Genomic DNA, 20947 nt, shown 5'->3' with positions numbered 1-20947 from the left:
AACGCCCCTGATGTTGCTTTAATGGCCGTGCTGATTCAGCACTTTGGCTATTGCCGTGGCAAAATCGCGATGATGTTTGATGCCCATTGTGTGCAACCTAGTGTCTTGCAATGCACAGTTGTAAGGCCTTGTCGCAGTTTGCGATGGCTCAGGTAGTGCGACTAAGCCTTGTGTGTCAAGCGCTAATACCTTGGCAATCTCTACTGCCATGGCGTATTTGGTCATCAGCTGGTTGTTTGAGATATGGAAAGTACCACATTGTTTATCGCGAGGTTGTGCCAATAAATCGTTGAGCGTAAGTGCGATATCTTCAACATGTGTTGGGTAGCGTATTGCCCAATCATCATGTGCACTGTTACAGTCTTTTATGACTTGTTCAGCGATGATTGTTACAGCGGATTCAGCCAAATATTCAACGTCACCATAGAGTACGGGGACTCTCACGACTGTATGCTCAGGACAAACAGCTAATACAGCAAGCTCTGCTTGCGCTTTACTTTGGCCGTAAAAATTAACTGGCGAAGTCGTGTCGTTTTCGGTGTATGGGGCTGCTTGACCGTCAAAAACGTAATCTGTGCTGATCAACACAAATTGAATGTGCCTTTTTTTGCATTGGTTCGCTAAAAACTCTGCCGCCTGCACATTTAAAGCTATAGTTGCTTGGTGGTCATTTTCACATATGTCAGGTTTGCGTTCAGCTGCTGCGTGTACCAAAACTTCAGGTTGGTGTGTATCTAAAAAGGCAGTAATGGCTGTTTGGTCGTGCAAATCAAGTTGCTCAATTGGCGGTGCGGCTCTGCGAAACCCGGTACCAATGACAGTATTTGACTGTGATAATACCTTCACCAATGCACGTCCGAGTAACCCGGTGGCACCTGTAACGACGATTTTTTTCATGGTTGATTGATCTCCTAAAACACCTATTTATCTTAACCTTAGAACTTGGTGTAAAAAAAGGGAAATATGGAGAAATAACATAGCTGCGTCATCAGAGATGCGCAGCGAGCAGAGCTGAGATGCAACACGCGTCTGGGCTGCACCTCTCTTAATCGGTTATGCAGGTTGCTGCTGGGTTTGCCCTTCCCATATTTTGGCTCTGAAGCTAAATAACAGGATAAGAATACCCACGCCGATACCAAATAAGCTGATCTGCAAATATAGATTTGGAATTTGATCGACTTGCTCAGGATCGAAATTGCCTGCAAGTAGGCCTGAAATAATATTACCGATAGAATAAGTAAGTACAAATATCCCCATCATTTGACCGGCAAAACGTTTAGGTGACAGTTTGCTGACGGCACTGAGTGCGACCGGGCTAAGACATAACTCACCAACGGTGTGCAAAAAGTACGTAGTGATCAACCACATGGGCGCTACCTTTAAGCCTTGTGCAGCATATTGTGAGGCAAAGAACATGACAATAAAGCCACTTGCCATAATCACCAGACCAATAGCACATTTTAAGCTGTACGATGGTGTGATCATGCGTTTAGCCAAGTTTATCCAAAGGGCTGCAAAGAAAGGGGATAAAATAATAATGAAAAATGAATTAGATGATTGGAACCAAGCTGTTGGTACGGTGAAACCCGCAATGACACGGTCAGTGTAGTCCTGTGCGAATAAGTTTAGCGACGAGCCTGCTTGTTCAAAACCAGACCAAAAACAAGCTGAGGCGACACAGACTAAAAACAGCGCCCATAGTTTTTTCTTTTCATCTGCATTTAAGTTGCCAGCAAAATAGATATAGGCATAGTAACCGAGAAAAATTACCGTAAACGCTACAGCAACATATTGAGCTAACACCACAGGGTTGATTACTATGCTGCCTGCGTAAGTTAATCCGACAATCGCACCTGTCGCGGCGAGTATTGCACCAATAGCAAACCAAGCTTTTTTGCTGCCTGCTGGTGTCAATGGGTTACTGGGCTTGTCTCCAACACCTTCGATATTTCCCAATGTAAAACGGTATTGCACTAGGCCGATGGCCATACCTACAGCGGCCGCACCAAATGCCCAGTGCCAACCAACATTTTCCATAAAATAGCCGCATACCATGTAGCCGATCACCGAACCAATGTTGATCCCCATATAGTAAATGGCATAGCCACTGTCGCGACGCACATCTTCACTACTGTACAGTTGACCAACCATCGCACTGATGTTGGGCTTGAGTAGGCCTGTGCCTATTGCGACTAAAATTAAACCGATAAAAAAAGTACTTTGGGCGGGGATCGCAAGCACAATATGGCCTAACATGATTATGATGCCGCCATACCAAACGGTGCGTTGTCCACCAAGTAATCGGTCAGCTATCCAACCACCTGGCAAACCAAGGAAATAAACCGCACCGGTGTACAAGCCATAAATGGCTGTTGCCGTTGCCACAGTAAAGGCTAAACCCTCTTGTTGGAGGCTGGCCGTCATAAATAATACCAGCAATGCGCGCATGCCGTAGTAGCTCATACGCTCCCACATTTCGGTAAAAAAGAGGGTCGATAGGCCTTGAGGATGACCAAAAAAGCCCGTGTCTAACTTGTTGTCTGATGACTCAGCAGAAGCTGCTTCGTGAGATGACATAATGACTTCCGATTCTATGTTTTTATATTTGAAAGCCAATATTAGTACGTTATCTGTACATTGAATGCAACTTTAGCAGACTAATTGCGCATTGACAGCGCTTGTATTGGGCGCAGATTGCACCCAAAAAACGACTCATCTAGATATTCAACACAGCGCGCTAAGCTGGTGTATATCACTGATTTCAATATCTGCAAGACCTTGATATTTATATTTAATCCCTTGATTGTTTAACCAGATGCTATGGCACCCTGCGAGGTTGGCACCTTGTACGTCGGTATCTAAACTATCGCCTATGTGCAAAATTTGCTGCGGCAGCACATTTAAATCCTGACATGCGCGTGTAAATAAATCTTCAGCGGGTTTTGCTTGGCCATCTGGCCCTGCTAAATACACGCGCTCAAATACCCCTGCTAAATTGAACTTATCGACTTCGACATTGCCGTTAGTAATGGCTATCAAGGTGTACTGTTGGGCAAGTTTATCCAATAGGGTTAAAACTGATTTGGCAACGGTAATTTGGCTACGAGCATCAGCAAACGCTTGATATGCTAACTGGGTATGTCGCTCAATTTCTTCTTTTGTTAGGTTAAGCTGCGACAGACCATGCTCTAGTGCAACCTTTCTCCATTGTGTGACATCACTTTGCAAGTGCGGCTGTGTGTTGCCTATGTATTGTCGACACGCCAGCCAATAGTCGCCTTCTTTGGCAGCCCATTGCGGGATAGATTGTAAATAAGTTTGCATAGCGCCAATGGCACCTAAAATAATGGGGTGGTTGTTATAAAGGGTGTCGTCTAAGTCAAAACTCAAAACTTTGATGGGAGAAATTGCTCGATTAAATCGCATTGTGATCTTCAGTTTGGGCAACAATGAGTTCATTGTATGCGAAAAGTCCTGTTGTGGTGAAGTCAGCAGTATGGGTAGGTTAGGGTTTCTTTTGCTTAGCACGTGGGTGAGATTGGTCATAGACCTTTGCTAGATGTTGAAAATCTACATGCGTATATACTTGGGTAGCAGATAGGCTGCTGTGACCGAGCATCTCTTGGATGCCGCGTAAATCACCACTTGACTCCAATAGGTGGCTGGCAAACGAGTGGCGAAGTTTATGGGGATGCACATTTGCACTGATCCCTTGCTTTATGCCCCACTCCTTCATTCTTGCGCGCACATGGCGAGTCGAAATACGAGTCTTACGTTTGCTGACGAACATCGCAATCTCACCATCAAGTGCAAATAATGGCCGTACCTGTAACCAAGCAGCAATGGCATCGAGGGCTTTACTACCCACAGGCACTACCCTTTCTTTGCTACCTTTACCCAATACGCGAATTTCACCTTCTCGGATATCGTGAATATTGGTATTGACCAATTCGCTGATCCGCAAGCCGCTTGAGTACATTAATTCCATCATGGCTTTATCGCGAACAGCGAGTGCATCTTCGTCATCAATATCTAAAAGCTGCATCATCTGGTCGACATCCAGATTTTTAGGCAGGGGCTTTTGAAACTTTGGCCCTTTCTGACCTGCGGCTGGATCGCGTAAATCACATCCATCTGCTTGCTTGGTTTTTAAAAATTTATACAAACTGCGGATACAGCTCAGCTTTAAATTGATGCTGCGTGGATTGTATTGTTTGGTGCGTAAATGCATTGAAAAGCGACGGATCAAGTCGCTACTGACACTCAACCAACTCTGACAGTGTGGCGCAAAAAATTGCGCGGCCAGCCTCAATTGGGTTTGGTATTGTGTCAGTGTATGAGGAGAGTACTGCTTTTCGTAGCGCAGGTAGGCCATAAACTCCTCAATGGGTTTTTGCCAAGTTGCGCTGAGCGATTGCTCGCTCATGCCAGCTCCTTGAGCCTCATTTGCAATGACGACACTAACTCGTTGACGAACAAGTTTCCATTGTCTGGTGAAAAGTGGTCAGCACAGTCACTGGCAAAAGCCAAAATTGCAGTTGGTTTGTCACTAGGGCCTAATAAATAAAGCGCCACAGACTGGCATGCAAAGCCACTGAATAAAAGTTTCTGCTCTTGTAGGTCTAATCGCCCTAAGTAGCGAGCGAGCTTATTGAATCGCCGTGTCACCAGCTCTTCCAGTGTGACGTCGTAAGGGATGAGCTGACAGACCGAAATCTTAGGAGATTGCGACAAAGTATCAGCCAAAATATCAGCTAATTCTTGAAAGTTATTGCAATACCACAGGGCGCGCTGACAATCACTGAATAGTTTAAAAATCAATTCATTTTCACGCGCTGAATCGACCATAGAATCGATTTGCTTTTTGAGCTTGGTATTTTCATCGCGCAGCAAGCGCTGTTGCATTAAGGCAAGATTGGGCGCGCCTTGGTGTTGCACATGCAGATTCATATCGAGCAACAGATAGGGGTGCTCTAACAAAAAGTTGGGGTTCTGCTGCAAAAATGCCATGACATCATGGGCTGACATAGGATCTTGGTTATGGCTCATATTGCTACCTGTCCATCAAATACATGTTCAGCGGGCCCTGTCATTTTGACTGGTTTACTTCCGCCGTTCCAGCGCACTTGTAATGTCCCTCCTGGCAAATCGACGCGTACTGTATCTGCTAGTTTGCCTTGTTTTATACCAACCACAACCGCACCACATGCACCACTGCCACATGCCAGTGTTTCGTTAGCGCCGCGCTCCCAGACACGAAGTTTGATATGCTCCCGGTTGATGATCTGCATAAAGCCTACATTGGTGCGTTTTGGAAAGCGCTCATGGTGTTCAATCATGGGTCCCAAGGTATCCACGTCGGCCGCATCAATATCGTCGACTTCAATTACACAGTGTGGGTTACCCATAGAGACAACGCCACAAAAAATCGTGTGTTCTTGTGCTCTGAGTACATAGGTTAGTTCACTTTGCTGCGCTTTAAAGGGGATATCTTGTGGGACAAATTGCGGTGTACCCATATTAACCGTGACTTGGCCGTCTTTTTCGGTGTAGAGGGTGATGTCTCCACCTTTGGTTGAAACACTGACTTTGTGTTTATTGGTTAACCCTTTCATGCGTATAAAGCGGGCAAAGCAGCGAGCGCCGTTACCGCATTGCTCAACCTCTGTGCCATCGGCATTGAAAATACGATAGTGAAAATCTAAATCAGGGGAATAAGGCGGTTCAACAAGGAGCAATTGGTCGAATCCAATGCCAAAGTGTCGATCTGCGAGCTTTTTTATTTGATCACGTGACAAGAAAACGTTTTGCGTGACGTTATCGATCACGACAAAGTCATTTCCTAGGCCATGCATTTTTGAAAAATTTACAAACATATTACCTTACTATTCTAGCCGCTGAGTGCGATGCATCATCGCTGTTATTATTCTGAAAGTAATGTTTCGCCTTGCCACAAAGACTCAAGAGTCTCTCTTGCTCTGATCACTTGCGCGCGATCACCATCTACCATGATTTCAGCCACACGTGGACGCGAGTTATAGTTTGAGCTCATGGTAAAACCATAAGCGCCCGCGCTGCGTTGAGCAAGTAAGTCACCTGGTAAAATGGCCAGTGTGCGATCTTTACCGATAAAATCTCCAGTTTCACACACAGGCCCAACGACATCGTAGTTGTGTTCCGGCGTGCCATCATTTCTTGGAGTCACAGCGATAATTTCCTGCCAAGCTTGATACAGTGACGGGCGTAACATATCGTTCATCCCCGCATCTACAATAGCAAAGTGTTTATCTGCGGTCGGTTTTAAGTATTCTACTTTCGTAACTAACAAGCCTGCATTGGCAGCAATGGCGCGTCCAGGCTCAAAGATTAGCTCGAGGTCACTGTACGACTCAAGGCGGGCGATGACCTGCGCAGCATATGCGCTTGGATGTGGTGGTTTTTCACCATCGTAAGGTACACCTAATCCACCGCCGATATCCAAATGCTTGAGCTCTATACCTGCTGATTTTAAGGTGTCTATGAGTGCAAGAACCTTGTCCAAAGCGGCTAAAAACGGTTCAACTTCAGTTAACTGTGAGCCAATGTGGAAATCCACACCGACAACTTGAATGCCAGGAAGAGCACAGGCAAGTTGGTAGACGTCGAACGCTTGTTTGATATCTATACCAAATTTGTTTTCTTTTAACCCAGTTGAAATATAAGGGTGAGTTTTGGCATCAATATCGGGATTTACACGAATAGACACGGGCGCTTGCACTTGCATGTTTGCAGCAATTTCTGAAATCCGTTCTAGCTCGGCTTTAGATTCGACATTGAAACACTTGATGTTTTGTTCAAGTGCGTAAGTGATTTCATCTCGGGTTTTTGCGACACCAGAGAAGACCACTTTTTTCGGATCTCCACCGGCTTTTAATACGCGCGCTAATTCACCTTTTGACACAATATCAAACCCTGCGCCCATCTTGGCCAGCACATTGAGAACCGCGATATTGCTATTGGCTTTGACTGCGTAGCACACCAAATGTTTGTGTTTGGCTGCGGCATCTGTAAACGCACGATAATGGCGTTCTAGGGTTTTGCGTGAGTAGACATAACAAGGTGTTCCGTATTGCGCTGCAATATCTTTAACAGCGACTTGTTCGGCAAACAATTGATTGTCTTTGTACTGGAAAAAGTCCATTTAATTATCCTTTTCGTCAGTTTTTTTGCTGTCTGGTGCTTTTTTCTGTGTTGTTGAAGTGCGGTTCTTATCTGCGTCTTCAGGCAAATACAGTGGACCACGCTGCCCGCAAGCTGTTAACGTTAGGGTGCTAGTCAATGCTAGGGCAAGTAAGCTAAATTGAGTGTATGTCGCTTTCATTAGATTAATGATGTCAGTGCCTTTATAATCGCAGAGTAACAGAATTCGCGAAAAAAGCAGCTTTTGCGGTTGAAATTTATTCCCTGTTTTGGGAAAGAAGGCTTCGCTTAGCCGTATTTAAGGAGTTAGTCATGACAGATCACGAGTATCATCAATTAGCCGAAGCGTTAATGTTAACTATCGAAGAACAGATCGATGATTGCGATGCCGATTTAGATTATGAATCAGCTTCCGGTATTTTAGAGATCATCTTTGCAGATCAATCTAAGATAATCATTAACAAACAAGCGCCATTGCATCAAGTATGGGTAGCAACCAAATTTAACGGCCATCACTTTGAATTACGTGATGATAAATGGATAGATAACCGTTCGGGCGCTGAGTTTTGGCAATTTATGGCTGATGCAGCTACTCGTCAAGCGGGTCAAAAAATAGAGTGGCAACACGACTGATGTTAGAATTTGTAGAATATGCAGCAAAAGGGCAGCACAAGGCGACTGTGATCTGGCTTCATGGGTTAGGAGACTCGGGTAATGGCTTTTTGCCAATCGCACCGGAGTTAGATTTACCAGAATCTTTGGGTATTAGATTCGTCTTTCCTCATGCTCCCGTCCAACCTGTTACGATCAACGGTGGCATGGAAATGCGTGCTTGGTATGACATTAAAAGTATGGAACTTGAAAACCGCGCAGATGAAGCTGGTGTTCGTGAGTCTGCAGCGGCTGTCGCCCAATTAATTGAGCAAGAAATCGCAGCTGGAATACCAGCAGACAAAATCATTCTTGCTGGTTTTTCGCAAGGGGGCGTGATCAGTTTACATTTGGCGCCACGCCTATCTGATACACTGGCAGGTGTGATGGCATTGTCAACGTATATGTGTGCGCCACAAAAGCTCGGCTCAGAAGCCATCCAGCCAGCACTCAACGTATTTATGGCCCACGGAAGTCATGATCCTGTGGTGCCGATGCAAGCGGGAAAAACAGCGTACAATGCGCTTGTAGAGCAGGGGTATGATGTCAGTTGGCAAGATTACCCGATGGAGCACCAAGTGTGCATTGAAGAACTTAAAGCGATCCGAGCGTGGTTGATTTCACGCTTGTCATAGTGAATAGGACATACATATGACTCAACGTATAGTGATCAAAACCAAAATGACAGATGCCACGTCACAACCTCGGCGAGTTGAAACCGTGGGTTATCAATATCATTGGCGGCGTATCTTTACGGCATTGTGCGTCGCGGGTTTTGGTGTGACTGCGTTATCATATGGAGTGTTCACATCCGTATATGCTGATGAAACAGAAGCTGAGTTGCTACTAGCATCGAACGTGGTTGCATCAGTCAATGAGGCCGAGCAGCCGATATTGACAGCTGCTGATACGACGGAAAATGAGCAAACAGAGAGCTTGGTCATACCAACCTCTTTGGTGGCAGACACAGATACGCCCGAACCTGAAGTAGATACCATTGAGCCAGTTGCTGATGAGCCTCAGGCAAGCGAGCCTGAGCCGAGCAAACCTGAACCTATCGTTGAGCCAAAAGCGTCTAATTCACAAACACAATTTGCAGCAGATGCTCATGTGGCAAGTATCGCGCTAAATGCCAAAGTTGATACCAGCCACATAAGCCGCGCGGTGCTGACGTCGGGTATCGAAAACCGTGAGCCTATCAATGTGCTCAAGCATCTTGTTGAACCTAATAAATTTCAAGAAAAGCTATTTTTCTTTACCGAGATCAAAGGTCTGCAAGGCCAGGTAGTGCAACATTTATGGTTTCATCAAGACCAACTGATGGCGGATATTTCTCTGCCAGTCAGCACACCGAGATACCGTACTTACTCGAGCAAAAATATCATGCCGAGCCAAACTGGAGAGTGGCGTGTTGAAGTGATCACCGAGAGTGGTCAATTGTTGGCACAAAAATCATTTCGAATTTTAGCAAAGGCTCCCTAGGGGTCGACAAGGCAAGACATGACAGAAACAAAAAATAGCGTACGCATTGCAACACGTAAAAGTGCTTTGGCACTTTGGCAAGCAGAGTTTGTAAAGGCGCAGCTAGAGCACTTTCACCCAGACTTAACAGTTGAATTGGTACCAATGTCCACCAAAGGCGACAAGATCCTTGATACCCCTTTGGCGAAAATTGGCGGCAAAGGGTTATTTGTCAAAGAACTTGAACAAGCGATGCTCGAAGGGCGGGCAGATATTGCAGTGCACTCGATGAAAGATGTGCCCGTAGATTTCCCTGCCGGGTTAGAGCTGCACACTATTTGTGAGCGAGAAGACCCGCGTGATGCTTTTGTTTCAAACCAATATAAGCACATCAATGAGCTGCCTGCAGGAGCCGTTGTCGGCACTTCTAGCCTGCGTCGCCAGTGCCAAATTCGCGAAGCCCGCCCAGATCTGGTGATCAAAGATTTACGTGGCAATGTTAATACACGGTTGGCGAAATTGGATGCAGGCGAGTTTGACGCTATCATCCTCGCTGCAGCAGGGCTTATTCGATTAGAAATGGCTGAGCGTATAGCCTGTTTTGTAGCTGTTGAAGATTCTTTACCAGCCAATGGGCAAGGTGCTGTAGGGATCGAATGTCGCAGTGATGATGAGCGAGTACAGGCTCTGTTGGCACCGCTTGAGCATGCGCCGACGCGCGCGCGCGTGTTAGCTGAAAGAGCCATGAATCGCCGTTTAGAAGGCGGGTGTCAGGTGCCAATTGGTGCTTACGCCGAGCTGCAGGGCGAGCAGCTATATTTACGTGGACTTGTCGGAGCGGTTGATGGTAGTAAAATTTTGCGCGCAGAATTGACCGGTGATATTGCAGACGCACAAGCGCTGGGTACTCAGCTGGCGGAGTCGTTGTTAAGCCAAGGTGCTGACAGTATATTAGCGGAAGTTTACAGAGACGCTTAAGGTGAAATTTGCCATAACTCGGCCGCAGGGAAAAGGGGAAGCACTTGCCACTGAGTTGGCAAAATCAAACATTTCAGCACTGTGCACGCCAGTGCTGACACTCAATTCAGTCCAAGCAACACCACAGCAGTTACTCGACGCCTGTGATGCCGACATCATTATCTTTATTTCACAAGATGCGGTGCAGAATTTTGCACAGCAATTACAAGCTGATGGTTTTTCTTTAGCAACGACCTGTCAGCTTATTGCTGTGGGTGAGCAAACTGCTGAAGCCATCAAGCTGTGTTTATCGCGCAGTGCAATTGCGCCAACGCGCCAAGACTCAGAGGGAGTGGTGGCGCTGGCTGAGTTACAAGATGTTGAGGCGCAGCGCATCGTCATAGTGAAAGGGCGAGGTGGTCGAACGCATATTGCTAAAACACTCAAAGCGCGAGGTGCACTTCTAAGTACCTGTAATGTTTATGAACGTGTTGCTGAGCACAGCACTTCCGAAAGCTGGTTAGACCACTGGCAGGCATCGAAAATTGACGGTATAGTGGTGACGAGCAACGCTGCCGTCGATGCAATATTCAATAGCCGACAAGCAGCGCATCAGAACTGGTTGCAAGCGCGCATGTTTGTAGTAGTCAGTGAACGGACAGCGCAACATCTAAAAATACAGTATAAAATAACCGATACGCAGATCGTGGTGAGTGCAGGGGCCAGTAATGGGGCCTTAGCACAGACGATTTGCGGTTTAATTTCCCAACAGGGCAGCGCAATGACGGAAAAACAAGAGTCGTCGGCTTCAATACCATCTAATGAGCCGCAACAGATGGAAAAAAAATCAACTAAGAATACAGCGAAGTTGAGCAAAACAGCTGTGCTTGCCTTGCTGGTCGCCTTGACAGGAGTGGCAAGCGCAGGTGGCGTATATGTTTATAACCAGCAGAAAGCGATTAAACAAGATGCACAATTGACGCAGTTGGCTGCACAAAATGCTCAATTGGCGTCGCAGCTCACTGCGACCCAAAAAGCGCTAAGTGACATACAAGCGCAGTGGCAAACACAGCAGCAAGTAATGGCCGCGCAGTTAAATAAGCAGCAACAAAAAGTCGAGCAAAGTTTGCAGCAAACGCTGTCTCAAGCCCGCCAACAAGTAGGTGGTGCTGTCAGCTCAGAATTGCGTGCATTGGCGCGTTACGCCGAATTTAAAGTGGCTAGTGAGCGAGACTACTTGGGCGCTGTAATTGTTCTTGAGCGCCTGGAGAATGCCATTTCTGAAGAAGTGGCGACGGATGCTCTGAAGTTGGCCATCAATCAAGATATCGCGATGTTACGGGCATTGCCAAAACCCAGTACTGAAGCCATATATATGGAGTTAGCTGGACTGATTTCACAGGTAGATAAATTGCCTTTGAAGACCATTGATAAGCCAAAATCACACGCTTCAGAGGATGCGCAACTGAGCAAAGACATCAGCGATTGGCAATCAAATATTATGCGCAGCTGGAATAAAATTAGGGCTGATTTTTTGACAATTCGCCAGCATGATAAGCCAGTGATCGACCCGCTATTGGATGCACAAGAGCAGCAATTGATCCGCGCGCAATTAAGAAGCTATTTACAACAAGCACAAACTGCCTTTTTGGATCAACAAGCTAGCATTTTCGATCAGGCTTTGACTGGCGCTAAAAATACGTTGGCGCGTTACTATAGAAGTGGCGATGCGAGGAGCGCCATGGTGCTTGAACGGTTGCAGGTATTGCAGGGCACAGAGCACTCGGTCACAAAAGTACCACAGATCACCACTCCTCAAGCGTTGAAGGAGTGGTTACAATGATCCGATGGTTATTGGTGATTGCTTTGTTTTTCATGGTGATGGCTGGTGCGCATTTACTGATTGATGAAAAAGGCTATGTATTGGTATCTGCGGGAGTTTATACCGTGGAAAGTACCTTAGTTTCGTTGATCTTTATAGTGTTAGTATCTCTTGCTATTTTGATCATGGCGTTTAAAAGCAGCAAAGCCATTTGGCGTGTCTTTGGTGGGCTTTCTAAGCACCGTGCAAACAAGCGTGCAGCACGTCAGGAAGCGGCATTTGAGCAGAGTATTTGGGCATTGATAAATGGCCAAGATGAGAGTTTGAGTTACGCTTTGCAAAAAGCAGAGTTTCCAGAAAAGTGGCGTGATCAACAATGTGCTATTCAAGCAAAAGCGGCACTGCATGCGGGTCAAAAAGTTGTGGCGAGGGAGTATTTGCAGCAACTGAGCGAACCGGCTCAAAGTAAGGTTAGCCAACTTTGGCTTGCAGCAGAGCAACAAGAGCAAGCGCTGGAAAGTTTGACACCGCAAGCACAAATGAAAAAAGCTTCCCCAACAGAGCTACATGCTTATGTCAGTGCGTTATTACAGGCCAAAGATTGGGATACATTGCTATCGACGATAGTACAGCGCCATAAACAGCTGCATTGGAATGAGCAACAGTGGGACAGCTTTTTTAACGGCTATTTTGACGCCATTACTCAACACACAGATAAAGACATTCAATCACTGCAAAGTGAGCTACCTCGGGCACTAAAGCTGCTTAGTCACAATGCGTTTACTGCGGTCTGTGTGCGTACAGGTCAATTGGCGCCAGTGCGAAAAGAGTTAATTAAGCTGCTCAAAAAGGATCAGCTGGATGAACTGGCCAAGATATTACAGTATCTAGGTGGTGCAGACGTTGAACTGCGAAAATTGGTTCAAAGTAAACTTAAAAAGCAACCGGAGCAAACAGAGCTGTTATTTTGTTTGGCCTGTCTGGCCAATGGCGAAGGGGACCATGGGTTGGCGGCACAAATTTTTGATACGCTTTCAACGACACCTTGGCAGGCCATGTGGCTGCACCAAGCAGAGCTGGCTTTCGCAAAAACCGGGCAGTATGAAAAAGCCTATTTATTACTGAGTGATCAGCAAAACTAGAAAAAGCCAGCGACACCGCTGGCTTTTTTGTGCTCAAAACGCAGCCTAATTACGCCGGAGTGATTTATTTGTCAGAGGTCTGGTTAGTTTGTTTTTGCGGATAATTGTCCTTGTATCTAAACTTAAGATGCGTATGATCTGAAAAATTTTATCTGCAAACCGAGTGTCTTATGATCAATACCAAACTACCTTTACTTGATTTACACCGCCACTTAGATGGTAATGTGCGTGCTGAAACAATTTTAGACCTTGGTCAAAAGTTTAACATGGCGCTCCCTGCACACGATGTTGAAGGCTTGAGGCCGCATGTGCAAGTGCTCGACAATGCGCCTAACCTGATGGCTTTTCTGGCTAAATTGGATTGGGGCGTCAAGGTGCTGGGTGACTATGATGCTTGTCGTCGTATTGCAGTTGAGAATGTCGAAGACGCAATTGCACAAAATATGGATTACACTGAATTGCGTTTCAGCCCTTACTACATGGCAAAAACCCATAACTTACATCCGCAGGGTGTGGTAGAAGCGGTTGTTGATGGCATTAAGTCGGCAAGTAACGGGCGTGATATCAAAGTCAATTTAATTGGTATCATGTCTCGCACGTTTGGTGTTGAAAAATGCCAGTATGAATTAGACGCCTTGTTAGCCTTTAAAAATGATTTAGTTGCCATTGACTTAGCTGGTGATGAACTTGGTTTCCCTGGTGAGTTGTTTATTGAGCACTTTAAACAGGTGCACGATGCGTACCTAGGTGCAACCATTCATGCCGGAGAAGCCGAGGGGGCAAGCAGTATCTGGCAGGCCATCCAAGAATTAGGTGCAACTCGAATCGGCCATGGTGTGAAAGCCATCGAAGATCCAAAACTGATGGATTACTTGCGCGACAATCAAATTGGTATTGAATCTTGTTTAACCAGTAATTTGCAGACAAGCACAGTAGCTAGCATTGAGACCCATCCACTAAAGCAGTTTTTAGATCATGGTATTTTGGCGACCATTAATACCGACGACCCTGCTGTGCAAGGTGTTGAGCTAGACAACGAGTTTGAAAAAGCCGCGCCACTGGCAGGGCTGAGCACAGATGATATCGTCCAAGCGCAGAAAAATGCGGTCGAGATTGCCTTTTTAAGTGATGCTGACAAACAGGCGCTATTGCAAAAATACGCTTAACCTATTGGCTGCTCAATGCGTTGAGCAGCTTAAGTAGTTTTCTTTAAGTACATTGATAACCTGACTGCGGGTGACAATGGCAATGACTTTTCCTTCCTCAACAACTGGGTAAATTTTGGGTTTGTTTTGCTGCATTTGCGCTGCTAAATCGACTACTGTCATTTCTTTTTTAACGGATAACGTTTCTGTACTCATCAGTTGAGCAACTTGGTTTGCACCGTCGCAAAAATAACTGCTTTGTAGCAGAGGTGCGAGAAGCTGTTGTTCTGAAATGAAGCCAACCAATTTACCTTGAAAATCTTGAACGGGTGCGCCAAACAGACCAAAGGTTTGCAATTGCTCAATAGCCTCGGTAATTTCAGTATCAGGTGTGATCTTGGGAAACTGGGTCGACATGATGTCTGCGATAAATTGATTTGCCATGGTAGTTCTCCTGTTAAGTGATAGAACTAGTATGGACAACCCTTAATCATTTTTAAAATTGATTATTTATATCGCTTTGATTGGTTTTTTCAATGAGTATGCGCGGCTGGATAACCGCGCATTAAAATGCATTACTTGATAAATGCGAAGGCATCCGCAAACATAAAGTCGCGCTGTGCGCCATGATTGATAAAGTCATCGCGGACAATACCGATCATGTCGAATCGACCAGCCATATAAACACTATATGGTTCTAGTGATACGATGTCTTTCATCACTGCTTGGTGTACATAACCTGTATGACCTGTCCAATCGTCAGACGCATTCTCTACCACAGGGATGAACTGGAAGTTTGTTTTTCCGTTAGCCCAAGCTTCCATTTCTGCTTTTGCATATAATGCAGCTTCTTCTTTTACACCCCAGTAAAATAGTACTGGTTGGTCATAGTTGATTTCTGCAAGGTAGTCAGCCATAGATTTAACGTAAGAAAAGCCAGTACCGCCAGCAAGTAATACTAAAGGTCTTGACTGCTCTGGGCGAACCTGTGACACACCTAAGCCAACTTCTAAATCAACATCGGCATCGTTACTATGTGCTTCTCTTAGGTGATCGAGTGCTTGCATCGCATAAGAATCTGCGCCAGAAGCGCCAATGTGCAGCTCAAGCTCTTGCTTTCTAGATGGGCTGCTGGCAATTGAGAAGGCACGCTTGTCTTTCTCGCCAAGCACGAGTTGTAAATAGTGACCTGCAGAAAATTCTGCATCATGTTGTGGCTTTAACAGCACTTTATGAACAAATTCAGTGAGAGGGGAAATAGCCTCTACACGCGCTTTTAGTGTTTGCATTTCGAACCTTAATTAATAAGCACTTTGGCGAAAGTATGCGCACTGTAACATATTTAATCGCGATTTTGATATATCGCCTTTGGTGATTGTTTACCTAATTTGTAAACAATCACAGTCAGATAGTACGCATTGATTGCCGAGATCACGTCTTGTCCATGATCCCAAGACTATCCCATATGTCATCGACCTTACGTTTAACCTCGTCGTCCATCACAATTGGCACACCCCATTCTCGGTCTGTCTCGCCTGGCCATTTGTTGGTTGCATCCATACCCATTTTAGAACCTAAGCCTGAAACGGGCGAGGCGAAGTCCAAATAATCGATTGGCGTGCTCTCTATCATGGTGGTGTCTCTGGCGGGATCCATACGTGTGGTAATGGCCCAAATGACATCATTCCAGTCGCGCGCATTGACATCGTCATCGCACACTATGACAAATTTTGTGTACATGAATTGGCGTAAGAAAGACCAGACACCCATCATCACGCGCTTGGCATGGCCTGGGTATTGTTTTTTCATCGTCACGACTGCCATACGATATGAGCAGCCTTCGGGTGGTAAGTAAAAGTCGACAATTTCAGGGAATTGCTTTTGTAAAATTGGCACAAAGACTTCGTTCAGCGCCACACCCAAAATGGCAGGCTCATCGGGTGGACGACCCGTGTACGTGCTGTGATAAATAGGGTTTTCGCGATGAGTTATATGGGTCACCGTCATAACTGGGAAGTCGTCGACTTCATTATAGTAACCAGTATGATCGCCATATGGCCCTTCAGGTGCCATTTCACCTTGCTCGATATAACCTTCAAGGACAATTTCAGCACTGGCTGGGACCTGCAGGTCATTGGAAATGGATTTGACGACTTCTGTCTTGCTACCGCGCAATAAACCCGCGAAAGCATATTCGCTAAGTGTATCAGGTACAGGTGTGACCGCACCTAATATGGTCGCAGGATCGGCGCCCAATGCGACCGACACTGGATAAGGTTTACCTGGGTGCTCTTTACACCACTCTTGAAAATCAAGCGCACCACCGCGGTGTGATAACCAGCGCATGATGATTTTATTTTTGCCTAACAATTGTTGGCGATAAATACCTAAATTCTGGCGCTTCTTATGCGGGCCTTTAGTGACTGTTAACCCCCAAGTAATGAGTGGTGCAGCGTCACCTGGCCAGCAGTGCTGTATTGGTAGCTTGGTAAGGTCTACTTGGTCACCTGTGAGCACAACTTGCTGACAAGGGGCCTTTTTAACCTCTTTGGCAGGCATATTAAGTACCTGCTTGAAAACAGGTATCTGGCCAATTGCTTCTTTGATACCTTTTGGTGGCTCAGGCTCTTTTAAAAACGCCAGCAACTTGCCTACTTCACGCAATTCACTGACATCGGTTTGGCCCATGCCCATGGCAACACGTTTGGGCGTGCCAAACAGATTTGCGAGTACGGGAATATCGAACCCTTCAGGGTTTTCAAACAGAATAGCGGGGCCGCCAGCACGTAGTGTGCGATCGGCGATCTCTGTCATTTCTAATTTAGTAGAAATTGGTTGGCTGACACGCACGAGTTCACCTTGCTTTTCCAGCAACTCGATAAACTCTCTTAAGTCTTTATATTTCATTTTTGCCTGTTACGCAGTGAGTACGCTTCTCGGTATGGTTGAGTATATCAATTCCCCTCGAACCAGCACATACTCAAATAGTCCATTGATGTCACACGAGGTGAATTTATTTGTAACGGATAGCATACGTTTGTTGTGGTAATTGGGTCACTTCATCCGATTAAGTATTAATAAGTAATTGGTTTAACACTGATCATATTTTTCTTCATGATACTCACTCTTTAGTTTCAATGCCCTAGTGTATAGGCTATATTCTGTGAGAGTCGACGGGTATTGGGTGGAGGCGGCTTGAGGAAAATAACAAAAATAGCACAGCGACTGCTCTTCGCTTGTATTGGGCTGCATGCGCCTAAAGTCTTATCACAAACACTCCCGAGCGAGGTGTTTGATAACCATAGTGCCGTGATGTTATTGATCGAGCCCGGTAGTGGCAAAATCGTCCGTGCCAATCAAGCTGCGGCGGATTTTTACGGCTATAACAAAGCGCAGCTCGAAGCCTTACATATTCAAGAGATTAATCAATTTTCTCCACAGCAAGTGGAAAAAGAACGTCTCTCAGCACTTAATGAAGGGCGTAACTACTTTATTTTTCAGCATCGTTTAGCGTCAGGTGAAAATCGCACCGTGTCTGTTTATTCATCTCCTTTTATGGATGAAGACGGTAGTGCACTGCTTTTTTCTGTCATCCAAGATGTGAGCGAGCGGCGTAAACTTGAGCAAGCACTTTGGCACTATCAGAGCAACTTGGAGCAACAAGTTGCTCAGCAAACACAAGAAATAAAACACGCGAGCACAGTACAAGTCTTTTTACTCAGTAGCGTGATGGGGATATTTGTCGGAACAACCTTATTATTGGGTTGGGGGTTTTTACGGCTGCGCAAGACGAAAAAACGCTCTGAATTCCATCGTGCGAGACTGAATGCGATATTTGATGCCATTGGTGATTATCTCATATTTACCGACGTGAATGATAAAGTGCTGTCGGCCAATCGAGCTGCCTATCAAGATATGGGGGAGCTCGATGGTAAGGCGATTGTGGAAGTACTATCAAAGTGCATTTGCTTGGAGCAAATTCAATTTGAGCCAAAAGAGTGCCAAATCACCACCAACTTTGGCACTTTAGATGTTGAGATCAGTAAAACCGACGTAATGGATCACGATGGAGGTCTATATGGTCATATTTATTTGTTGCAAAACATCACCCAGCGCCTAGCGGATGAAAAAGAACAAAGACTTGCCAGTACGGTATTTTCAACAACCAGTGAAGGGGTTCTGGTTTCTGACAAAGACAACTGTATTCAAATGGTCAATCGGGCATTCACCGATATAACGGGTTTTACCGGTCCAGAAGTGATGGGAAAAACGCCCGCTATTTTTAACTCAGGGCGTCACGATACCGCTTATTTTACGCAACTGTATGATGCGCTGAGTTCGCGGGGACACTGGGAAGGAGAGATTTGGAACAAACGTAAAAACGGCGAGGTATATCCCAGTTGGTTACAGGTCTCTGCGGTATTTAATCAGCACGGCGATATAGATATGTATGTCGCGCTTTTTAATGATATTACGTCACGCAAACGCAATGAACAACTGATGTGGCAACAGGCGAATTTTGATAACTTAACAGGTCTGGCTAATCGTCATCATTACCACGCAAAATTCGACATTGCCTTAGGCCAGGCGCAGCGTAAACAAACTCGAGTGGCAGTATGTTTTATTGATCTAGACAGATTTAAAGCGGTGAATGATACCTTAGGGCACCATATTGGCGATTTATTGTTAATTGAAGCTGCAAACCGTATCCGCGAGTGTACCCGAAATTCAGATACTGTTGCGCGATTAGGTGGAGATGAATTTGCATTGTTATTGCCTGACATGGAGCTGATCAGTGATATGGAGAAAGTCGCGGAAAAGGTGCTCAAAGCACTGAGCGCGCCATTTCATCTTGAAGGCCATGAAGCCTATGTGTCCGGAAGTATGGGGATCACCTTTTATCCCGATGACGGGGAAGACCGCAAAGTGTTGTTACGCAATGCGGATAGCGCGATGTATAAAGCAAAAGAAAATGGCCGCAATTGTTTTCAGTTTTTCACCACGGCCATGCATGAGCATGCCAAAGCGCGTAGCCAACTAGAAGGAGCGTTGCACAGAGCGCTTGCTAATCAAGAACTGCGAGTTGTATATCAGCCCATTGTTGGAGACAATCGGTTGGGCTGTGAAGCGCTGCTGCGCTGGCATAATGATACGTTAGGAGAGGTTTCGCCAGTCGACTTTATTCCCATTAGCGAAGAGTTAGGATTGATCATGGCAATGGGAGAGTGGGTATTATATCAAGCCTGTGCACAGGCGCGAGCTTGGCTCAATAAGACTCAGCAGCCATTTTTTGTATCGGTCAATGTGTCGAGCACGCAGTTTAAGCGCCAAAATGTGGTGGCATTGGTAGAGAAAGTATTGAGAGACACTAGCTTGCCTGCGGAGTGTTTGACCCTCGAAATCACAGAAACGGTACTGGCTGATAATTCTGATGATATAGAGCGTCAGTTGGAGCAATTACGTGTGATGGGCGTGGGGCTGGCGATCGATGATTTTGGCACTGGTTATTCATCACTGGGATATTTGAAGCGTTTTCCATTGTCTAAACTCAAAATAGATCGCGCTTTTATCAAAGATTTACCTGATGATGAAGAAGATAAAACCCTCATAAGTGCGATCATTTCAATGGCAAGTAAGTTAAATCTCATCGTGATAGCGGAAGGTGTTGAAACACCTGCTCAGCTCGCCTTATTGCAGCAGCTAGGTTGTGACTATACCCAAGGTTACCTGCACTCTAAGCCGAGCAGTGCCGCCGAATTTGAAGCTTTTTTATTAAAATATCAAACGCGAACAGATCATTCACAAATTTGATGCAGTGTGCATAAGGACTTAAGTGCTTCTTTGGCTTTTACGTTACCTTGTGCACTGGCTGATTTGAGTAGCTCAAATCCTCGCTGCAAATTTTGCTCGCCGCCCTCTGCTGCTATGAGCATGGTTGCTAAATTATACATACCCCATTGATCTTTGTTCTTTGCTGCAAGTTCAAAGGCCTCTCTGGCAGCGACTAGCTCACCGCGCTGGTACAAGCCTATCCCTTGACTATTTTCTGCGGATAAAGCTGCACGTTGGTGTTTTGGAAAGTGAGGCAAGGCACGCTGCTTAACAATGCCACCCAGCACATAGATATCATTGGGGCGATACGCGGCGTAAATGGCACCGCTTTGATAATAGGGCATGACTTGTGATCTTGGGATATGCCAAGGCTGCGCTTGGAAGTAATCATCCACCATTAAGTTATCGAGTTGAATGGCACGTCTTGCATCTCGTTTTCTGGCGTAAGTGTAGCGACCTTGTTTGAGTGTAAGTTGATTGTCATTGACTGCGATGACTTGGGCAATGCGGTACTGTGCCTGATAGACACGATCAGTCTGCATTTTACCTATATCGACCATAATTACATCATCCACTTTTGGTGCCTCTAACCAGGTGTACTGTAGCTGCTGTGTGCGCTGGTGTTTAGCAATCCAGTGGGCACAAAAAGCAATGATAATAAATGCGATAACAATAGCTTTGTAGCGACTTAGTAATTCAGAGATGATGTCGTGAGATCGAAAGATTGCGTGTTTAATCATCGCCAGCTCCGTGGTTGA

At 45.6% G+C, this 20947-nt stretch carries 20 protein-coding genes; 8 read left to right on the top strand and 12 right to left on the bottom strand.

All coding sequences use genetic code 11. From position 1 onward, the window contains the following. Positions 1-18: 18 nt before the first annotated feature. From MHN81_RS12175 to MHN81_RS12140, 8 genes are all read right to left on the bottom strand, one after another. Positions 19-897 (bottom strand): SDR family oxidoreductase, encoded by an 879-nt coding sequence (locus MHN81_RS12175; protein ID WP_023399048.1) that lies wholly within the window; start codon positions 895-897, stop codon positions 19-21. A 156-nt stretch (positions 898-1053) separates the two neighbouring features. Beyond that, positions 1054-2577, bottom strand: a complete 1524-nt coding sequence (locus tag MHN81_RS12170) for a peptide MFS transporter (RefSeq protein ID WP_023399049.1) — start codon at positions 2575-2577, stop codon at positions 1054-1056. 147 nt (positions 2578-2724) lie between these two features. After that, complete coding sequence (locus MHN81_RS12165) at positions 2725-3426, bottom strand: HAD-IA family hydrolase (protein WP_036975926.1); 702 nt, start codon at positions 3424-3426, stop codon at positions 2725-2727. Between the two features lie 79 nt (positions 3427-3505). Further along, a complete protein-coding gene (locus tag MHN81_RS12160; RefSeq protein WP_023399051.1) occupies positions 3506-4426 on the bottom strand; it encodes a tyrosine recombinase XerC in 921 nt (306 codons plus the stop codon). Beyond that, positions 4423-5049, bottom strand: a complete 627-nt coding sequence (locus MHN81_RS12155) for a DUF484 family protein (RefSeq protein WP_023399052.1) — start codon at positions 5047-5049, stop codon at positions 4423-4425. The genes MHN81_RS12160 and MHN81_RS12155 overlap by 4 nt, the downstream gene beginning before the upstream one ends. After that, entirely contained in the window at positions 5046-5876 is an 831-nt protein-coding gene (gene dapF, locus MHN81_RS12150; RefSeq protein ID WP_036975928.1) for a diaminopimelate epimerase, read from the bottom strand. The genes MHN81_RS12155 and dapF overlap by 4 nt, the downstream gene beginning before the upstream one ends. Before the next feature lie 47 nt (positions 5877-5923). Next, entirely contained in the window at positions 5924-7180 is a 1257-nt protein-coding gene (lysA, locus tag MHN81_RS12145; protein ID WP_023399054.1) for a diaminopimelate decarboxylase, read from the bottom strand. Continuing rightward, a complete protein-coding gene (locus MHN81_RS12140) occupies positions 7181-7360 on the bottom strand; it encodes a lipoprotein (RefSeq protein WP_023399055.1) in 180 nt (59 codons plus the stop codon). It lies immediately after the preceding gene. A gap of 131 nt (positions 7361-7491) precedes the next feature. Here MHN81_RS12140 and cyaY point away from each other — a divergent pair, with 131 nt between their 5' ends. The 7 genes from cyaY (at position 7492) to add (ending at position 14378) form a co-directional block, all read left to right on the top strand. Then, complete coding sequence (cyaY, locus tag MHN81_RS12135) at positions 7492-7812, top strand: iron donor protein CyaY (protein WP_023399056.1); 321 nt, start codon at positions 7492-7494, stop codon at positions 7810-7812. After that, positions 7809-8465: a dienelactone hydrolase family protein gene (locus MHN81_RS12130; RefSeq protein ID WP_231105478.1), complete on the top strand. Its 657-nt coding sequence runs from the start codon at positions 7809-7811 to the stop codon at positions 8463-8465. The genes cyaY and MHN81_RS12130 overlap by 4 nt, the downstream gene beginning before the upstream one ends. 16 nt (positions 8466-8481) lie before the next feature. Further along, entirely contained in the window at positions 8482-9312 is an 831-nt protein-coding gene (locus MHN81_RS12125; protein WP_023399058.1) for a DUF2914 domain-containing protein, read from the top strand. Between the two features lie 18 nt (positions 9313-9330). Beyond that, positions 9331-10269: a hydroxymethylbilane synthase gene (hemC, locus tag MHN81_RS12120; RefSeq protein ID WP_023399059.1), complete on the top strand. Its 939-nt coding sequence runs from the start codon at positions 9331-9333 to the stop codon at positions 10267-10269. 1 nt (position 10270) lies between these two features. Continuing rightward, complete coding sequence (locus MHN81_RS28250; protein WP_239425821.1) at positions 10271-12091, top strand: uroporphyrinogen-III C-methyltransferase; 1821 nt, start codon at positions 10271-10273, stop codon at positions 12089-12091. Further along, positions 12088-13212 carry a heme biosynthesis HemY N-terminal domain-containing protein gene (locus MHN81_RS12110; protein WP_239425820.1) on the top strand — a complete coding sequence of 375 codons (1125 nt, stop codon included), beginning with the start codon at positions 12088-12090 and terminating at the stop codon, positions 13210-13212. The genes MHN81_RS28250 and MHN81_RS12110 overlap by 4 nt, the downstream gene beginning before the upstream one ends. 170 nt (positions 13213-13382) lie before the next feature. After that, positions 13383-14378, top strand: a complete 996-nt coding sequence (gene add, locus MHN81_RS12105; RefSeq protein WP_239425819.1) for an adenosine deaminase — start codon at positions 13383-13385, stop codon at positions 14376-14378. Positions 14379-14390: 12 nt separating this feature from the next. Here the strand turns inward: add and MHN81_RS12100 are convergent, their stop codons facing one another. From MHN81_RS12100 to ubiD, 3 genes are all read right to left on the bottom strand, one after another. Beyond that, complete coding sequence (locus tag MHN81_RS12100; RefSeq protein ID WP_023399063.1) at positions 14391-14801, bottom strand: CBS domain-containing protein; 411 nt, start codon at positions 14799-14801, stop codon at positions 14391-14393. Between the two features lie 131 nt (positions 14802-14932). Continuing rightward, positions 14933-15646, bottom strand: coding sequence for an NAD(P)H-flavin reductase (gene fre, locus MHN81_RS12095; RefSeq protein WP_023399064.1), 714 nt, complete (start codon positions 15644-15646; stop codon positions 14933-14935). A gap of 142 nt (positions 15647-15788) precedes the next feature. Beyond that, positions 15789-17264, bottom strand: coding sequence for a 4-hydroxy-3-polyprenylbenzoate decarboxylase (gene ubiD / locus MHN81_RS12090; protein WP_239425818.1), 1476 nt, complete (start codon positions 17262-17264; stop codon positions 15789-15791). A 288-nt stretch (positions 17265-17552) separates the two neighbouring features. Between ubiD and MHN81_RS12085 the strand changes: the two genes are divergently transcribed. Then, a complete protein-coding gene (locus MHN81_RS12085) occupies positions 17553-20168 on the top strand; it encodes an EAL domain-containing protein (RefSeq protein WP_023399066.1) in 2616 nt (871 codons plus the stop codon). Here MHN81_RS12085 and MHN81_RS12080 read toward each other — a convergent pair. Then, a complete protein-coding gene (locus MHN81_RS12080) occupies positions 20153-20929 on the bottom strand; it encodes a sel1 repeat family protein (RefSeq protein ID WP_023399067.1) in 777 nt (258 codons plus the stop codon). The two genes, MHN81_RS12085 and MHN81_RS12080, sit on opposite strands and share 16 nt — an antisense overlap. Positions 20930-20947 lie beyond the last annotated feature (18 nt).

It is taken from the genome of Pseudoalteromonas sp. Of7M-16 (assembly GCF_022347805.1).
In the GTDB taxonomy this organism is placed as follows: domain Bacteria; phylum Pseudomonadota; class Gammaproteobacteria; order Enterobacterales; family Alteromonadaceae; genus Pseudoalteromonas; species Pseudoalteromonas luteoviolacea_F.
Note: the sequence above shows the minus strand (reverse complement) of the source record. Positions and strands in the feature narration are given on the sequence as shown.